This is a genomic window from Parendozoicomonas sp. Alg238-R29 (assembly GCF_947331445.1).
In the GTDB taxonomy this organism is placed as follows: Bacteria; Pseudomonadota; Gammaproteobacteria; order Pseudomonadales; family Endozoicomonadaceae; genus Sansalvadorimonas.
In genome coordinates this window covers 1-5,952 of sequence record NZ_CAMZOG010000141.1, presented here as the reverse complement: position 1 = coordinate 5,952, position 5,952 = coordinate 1, and the positions used below count along the sequence as shown (strand labels likewise).

Genomic DNA, 5,952 nt, shown 5'->3' with positions numbered 1-5,952 from the left:
ATAGTGGAATACTGAAAAAACGACCGCTCTAAACCATAAGGGATACATAAGCGGGAAAAGTGCTCAGGCGCAGGTACGCCATCGCCAGAGGGAAGAGGCTTTGACCAAGATCGGATTGTAAGTAGTCAGATTATTCACTGGCCACTCCGTTCTCGTAAGTTATGCATCTGAAAAGATGCGTTAGCATAAACACGTATAAGTCTTCGCATACTATAAAAGGCCGCGAACAATAGCAATATCAAAATTCCTCTTGCAGCCCTCAAAAACGGGTTTCTCTCAAATCCGCCAAAGATGATTTTTGGCTACAAAAACACTCATACTGACCACTTAGAGAAAAACAACATTTGTAACCCTTGACAACTTTACTGTCTTTCCAGTTATAAAAATGAACCTCTGGTTAAATAAACAGCACCTCAAAGAATATATTTTTTCGTTTTTAGTTAATTTAATTGCTCTAACTCAATTTTAATATTCTTCAGTTACCAATAATTAACCACTCAAGTATTGAGCAATCTAAGAATAACGGCTCATTCCTTAACCTGATAGTTGGTTGAACAGCAACAGAATAAAATGCTGAAAACCGGGGTGGATCTTCAGATCAGGTTTGGGCTTTAACAGCCATACATGTGACAAGTCTCGAGAGCAGATATAACCCTCTCTTCTATCGCTGGGCATCGCTCAGCCATACGTAGTCACCTGTAACAACAAGATTAGTGAAGGTCCTATGGAACTGTTAAAAGGTGTTACTCTCCTCCTCGCTGCTTTAACGGCTTTTTCCCTGTTTAGCCGCTATGCCCCTAAAGGCAGCAAAGCAATGGGAGGCCTTGCCTCCGCCGCCGTCGCAAGCTTTCTGGTTGAAGCTGTTCATGCTTACATATCAGGGGATTTTCTCGGTATTGCACTACTCAAAGAAACTGGTTTAGCCGCTGGATCGATGGGTGGCCCGGCTGCGGCCGCACTTGTTGCCCTGGCACTTGGAGCTAATCCTGTTTTCGCCTTGGTTGCAGCAATCGCAACCAAAGGAACAGGTATCCTTGCTGGATTCATTGCCGGTTACATCTGCTACTTCATTGCCGATATTATTGAACGACACCTGCCTGAAGGAATAGATATTATTGCCGGTGCCCTTATTTTGGCTCCCTGCGCTTATATTCTTTCCAACACCTCTGGCCCCCTAGTCGACAATGTGATGAACATCATTGGCGCAGCGATTACTGAAGCGACCAACGCCTCTCCTTATGTTATGGGCTTTTTGCTGGGTGGACTGATTAAGATGATCTGCACCTCACCACTCAGTTCCATGGCTCTCACCGCTATTCTCGGGCTAACCGGGCTGCCAATGGGGATTGCAGCCATTGCCTGTGTTGGTGGATCCTTCACCAATGGCATGATTATGAAGCGACTCAAACTGGGCGATAACAACAAAGTCATAGCAATTATGCTGGAACCCCTGACTCAAGCAGATATCGTTACCCGTAACGCTTTCAAGGTGTATTCCTGCAACTTCTTTGGTGGCGCACTATCCGGTGTTGTTGCCGTCTACTTCAACATTATTAACAATGCTCCAGGTACAGCTGCCCCAATCCCTGGCCTGCTGGCTCCCTTTGCCTTCAATGAAGCAAGTGCTGTTTTGATGGCGATTGTCGGTGCCGCTATTTGCGGAATTATTGCCGGTTACATTGGAACCAGTATTCACCTGAAAATTGACAAGTTACGCACCGAAAAAGCATCTCAAGCTAAAGCTATCCCCGCCTGACCGTAAGTGAACAAGCATCACCGCAATATCGGTGGTGCTTGTTAAACTACCAAGAAACCGGGAAACCTAAATATCGACAGCGATCAGCTCTTTCAGATTCTCAACCACAGTATCAGGGGCAAAACCTTCAACCGGCTCACCATGGTTATAACCGTAAGGAACGGCCACACACTTCACCCCGGCAGCTTTAGCCGCAGCAATATCATGACGAGAGTCACCTACCATCAGAGCTTGTTCGGCAGGAACATCAAAACGGGACAAAACATGTAGAAGTGGAGCAGGGTTTGGCTTTTTCTCAGGCAAGGAATCTCCACAAATCACCATTGAGAAGTAATCCGCTAAACCCCGCTGTTCAAGCAAGTTTCCGGTAAAACGCTCGCTTTTGTTAGTAATCACCGCCATGGTGACACCTGATCGATTCAAAGCATTAAGGAATCCATAAACACCATCATAGACAGTGCTGAACTGACCACAGCTCTCATCATAAGCCTCGTCAAATAACGCCTTGGCCTTTTGGAATCCATCGGAGGAGGTATCGTTAGCCCAGTCATCAAAGTCAGCATCCCGCAGAGCTCTCTGCACCAACACTGCAACACCATTACCAATCCAAAGACGAGTCTTGCCGATGCCGGCAGGTGGTTTGCCCAAAGCCTCAAGCATCTGATCTGTTGCTGTGGCTATATCCGGCACACTGTCCACCAGCGTCCCATCAAGATCAAACATCACCAATTGCGGCATTTCACCGGCATACATCTGGCGAATCAGCATCCCTGCCTCCGGGAGTCAGAAAATTATCAGTTATTTGGTTAGCTTACTTTGCAAGCTCGGCCCGCATCTGCTTGATCACAGTTGCATAATCCTCAGCTTTGTAAATAGCAGAACCGGCAACAAATGTATCCACGCCAGCATCAGCGATCTCGCGAATATTACCAACACCCACACCGCCATCAATCTCGAGGCGAATATCCAGACCACTGTCATCAATCATTTTGCGCACTTTACGTGCCTTGGCGAGAGTAGAAGGAATAAACTTTTGCCCCCCAAAACCGGGGTTAACAGACATGAGAAGGATCATATCCAGACGATCCATCACATACTCCAGACAGTCCGGAGTAGTAGCAGGGTTCAGCACCAGACCAGCTTTCGCGCCGCCATCACGGATTATTTGCAGACTGCGATCAATATGATCAGAAGCCTCAGCATGGAAAGTAATATAACTGGCACCTGCTTTCAGAAACTCTTCGATCATCCGATCAACGGGCGTCACCATCAGGTGAACGTCAATAGGAGCAGTAATGCCGTAATCCCGCAGTGCCTTGCAAACCATAGGGCCAAAAGTCAGGTTGGGTACATAGTGATTATCCATCACATCGAAATGGATAATATCGGCCCCGGCATCCAGCACAGCCTGAGCGTCTTCTCCAAGCCGGGCAAAATCGGCAGACAGGATACTGGGTGCAATCAGAAAGTCTTTCATGGGTTCTCTGTAGGCAGTCGCGAGCATGGAAAAGCGGGATTATAACCACTTGCCCTGAGGACAGCTACGTATCAATAGCTATCACAGCTTCCCCTGCTCCTGTGCCCGCGCCAGACTCTCCGCCCAAAGTTTCAGATCGTGGGGCGTCCAGAACCCCTTTGGCACTATAAGTTCGGGAATTCGCCTCCTCTTCAGAGCCAGCCCATTGCGCACCAGCCGTTGAACAGCATTGGCGCAGTTAAAACCAAGCAGTTTGTAAAACCGATGGTGCTTCTGCATCCAGTACCACTTTCTCCGCATGGCTTTGCAAGACACTACTGAAAGCTCAACCACCTCTGGCTTGCCATGAACGGCAAAATCTTCTTCAAACGAAGTGGTACCGTGCCCGGCCAAGAAGGTTCCTAGTTTTTGCTGACCTTCATCAAAGGACCAAGAGGCATAGGCCACCTTGTCAGATATATCTTGCCCTCCACCCATCACAACTGCAGCATGCTGCGACCCAGCCAGAGCCCCTTTAGGATTTGGAAAAATAAGAACATAGGCCTTATCAGGATCCGACATAGTAGACCAGAACTTCTGGGCTTCTGCTTTTGTGGTTTCGCTGGCTTGAACAACACGGTGAGCCGTCATCGCCTGAACAGTTCCCTGAAGCAGATTTAACGGCTTCAGGAAATAGTGGTTCAGAAAAGCAACAATTTTGTCTAATTTAGTAAGCTTTCGCTCCCCAAGGCTTTTTCCTGCCACAGGTGAAAATCCTTCTACACCGGGGCCTGGAAGCTGTTTGAGAGTTTTACGCGCCTCCATAGGAGAACTAGGCGGGGTTAGGGTTGGGGTTGGCTTATGAGAAAACTGTCTGCGAACTTTTCCAATCATGGCAACGGTTATCATTCGTCCTGAATAATTAACAGTTAAGCAAATATTCCCTTTTTATTCGTTCAGTGAAGCCGTGAAAAATAATGTCCAGCAAGAAAGCTCTCCCATTGGCTGGCACTGAGCTGATTCTGATCTTACAGGATAAGACCAGCTTGAAGGCTCAAAGTGACGCTGAAAGTCGCCCGAAGGGCATTGCCGAGAGGCAAAATAGCTATCAACCTTTGATAATTCATATTTTTCATTTTTATTGATCTAAAAAACGAACTTAACCCAGAAAGTATCGATAACCACCGTAGCAGAGCAACCCGGCCATAACCGTAATCATCAGGCTTTTGCTCACACGTGCCACAACAAATGCCACAACCGCTGAAAACAGAAAACCATGATTGACAGCCCAGCCCACACCCGATTCATTAACGCCGTTCTTCACCATGATGGTTTGCACAACAATCACACTGAGCACGGCAACAGGAACATACTTCAAAGAGGTTTCCATCATCGGTGGTAAACGCCAGCGTCCGGAGGTCGCTATCAACATATAACGAATGGAAAATGTAATCAGCGCCATTAAAAGAATCACAATCCATTCAGTCATTTCGCGCCTCCTCTTTCTTAGATAACTTTTCCACAGCAACGCCTGTTGCTACAGCTATTAGTGCAGAAATCATAAGCCCACTTTGATTTGGCCAGCCCCAAGTCAAAACACCACCAAGAGATGCCACGCCTGCTGTTATCCACATAGCCGAATTGGTCAGTGCCGGAGCAACAATCCCCACAAAGGCGACAATCATGGCCACCTCCAGCCCCCAGCCTTCCATGCCCGGTAAAGATATTCCAAGTGCGTAACCAATGACTGTGCACAAAGCCCAATTGCTATACATCAAAAGACCAGAGCCAAGATAATACCACTGCAGCCCGAACCCACTACGATGCTCTCTCAGCCAGTTGATCACCACAGCGAATGTTTCATCGGTCAACCAGAAAGCCATTCTGGCTTTTACAAAAGACGACATGGAACGAACATGGGGAACTAACGTTGCGGCATAAAGCATATGCCGGAGGTTAACAAAAAAGGTGGTTAATAAAATGGCTGGCCATGCGACACCTGTCGCCATCATAGAAACAGCAATAAACTGGGCAGAGCCAGCATACACCAATAAAGACATGGCGAGAGTTGCGCCAAACGACAGCCCACCAGTCTTAGCTAGTACACCGTAAAGAATGCCAAAAGGTATGGCGGCAAGAATAAGAGGAAGAGTATCCCGCGCCCCCTGAAATACTAGCCTGGAAGAGTTTTCTGTTTCCGACATCTGTTAGAAATTTCTATTTATTTATTAGAGCTGTAGCTTAACCAATTACAGCTTTTCTGTTTTGTACAAAACTGACTTTCTATTGAGCTTGCCCGGATTCGTTATTTGCAGCCGTAAACACCGGGGGTAATTCCCAGTGACTTTCGAAAATGGCGGGTGAGATGGCTTTGGTCGCTAAAACCTGTGATCGCAGCGACTTCGACGAGGGGCAGCCCCTGCCGAATTAACTCTTTCGCTCTGTGTATACGCACCTGAATCTGCCAGCTATGGGGTGGCATTCCCATATGTTTTCTGAACAAACGAGTCAGATAAGAAGCATTCAACCCAACAAGCCGACTTAATTCTGTGAGAGAAATATTCTGACAATAGTGGTCAGCAATATAATCCCGGCAAAAGCTGACAGCTATTGGACAGTCGGCTCTGTTCACAATACATGTTGGTGCATGAACTATACTTCTGAGCACCGGTTTCTGTCGTGTAATTGGAACCATCGTCATGCAGCAAACACAATTCCAAGAGTTCCTGAAATCTCTCAG

General features: G+C 47.1%; 7 protein-coding genes. 1 reads left to right on the top strand and 6 read right to left on the bottom strand.

The genetic code is table 11. The features are described from left to right. Window positions 1–724: 724 nt before the first annotated feature. Window positions 725–1,756: a PTS sugar transporter subunit IIC gene (locus QMA35_RS20665; protein WP_281649040.1), complete on the top strand. Its 1,032-nt coding sequence runs from the start codon at window positions 725–727 to the stop codon at window positions 1,754–1,756. A gap of 66 nt (window positions 1,757–1,822) precedes the next feature. On the opposite strand, the gene QMA35_RS20660 is transcribed toward QMA35_RS20665, so the two are convergent. The 6 genes from QMA35_RS20660 to QMA35_RS20635 form a co-directional block, all read right to left on the bottom strand. After that, a complete protein-coding gene (locus QMA35_RS20660; RefSeq protein ID WP_281649039.1) occupies window positions 1,823–2,524 on the bottom strand; it encodes a phosphoglycolate phosphatase in 702 nt (233 codons plus the stop codon). Between the two features lie 43 nt (window positions 2,525–2,567). After that, window positions 2,568–3,233 carry a ribulose-phosphate 3-epimerase gene (gene rpe / locus QMA35_RS20655; RefSeq protein ID WP_281649038.1) on the bottom strand — a complete coding sequence of 222 codons (666 nt, stop codon included), beginning with the start codon at window positions 3,231–3,233 and terminating at the stop codon, window positions 2,568–2,570. 81 nt (window positions 3,234–3,314) lie between these two features. Then, complete coding sequence (locus QMA35_RS20650; RefSeq protein WP_281649037.1) at window positions 3,315–4,106, bottom strand: hypothetical protein; 792 nt, start codon at window positions 4,104–4,106, stop codon at window positions 3,315–3,317. A 265-nt stretch (window positions 4,107–4,371) separates the two neighbouring features. Further along, the gene (locus tag QMA35_RS20645; protein ID WP_281649036.1) at window positions 4,372–4,701 is read right to left on the bottom strand and encodes an AzlD domain-containing protein; all 330 of its coding nucleotides are present in this window, start codon (window positions 4,699–4,701) and stop codon (window positions 4,372–4,374) included. Further along, complete coding sequence (locus tag QMA35_RS20640) at window positions 4,694–5,416, bottom strand: AzlC family ABC transporter permease (RefSeq protein WP_281649035.1); 723 nt, start codon at window positions 5,414–5,416, stop codon at window positions 4,694–4,696. Before QMA35_RS20640 ends, QMA35_RS20645 begins: the two co-directional genes overlap by 8 nt. A gap of 101 nt (window positions 5,417–5,517) precedes the next feature. After that, window positions 5,518–5,844: an AraC family transcriptional regulator gene (locus tag QMA35_RS20635; RefSeq protein WP_281649034.1), complete on the bottom strand. Its 327-nt coding sequence runs from the start codon at window positions 5,842–5,844 to the stop codon at window positions 5,518–5,520. Between the last annotated feature and the right edge of the window lie 108 nt (window positions 5,845–5,952).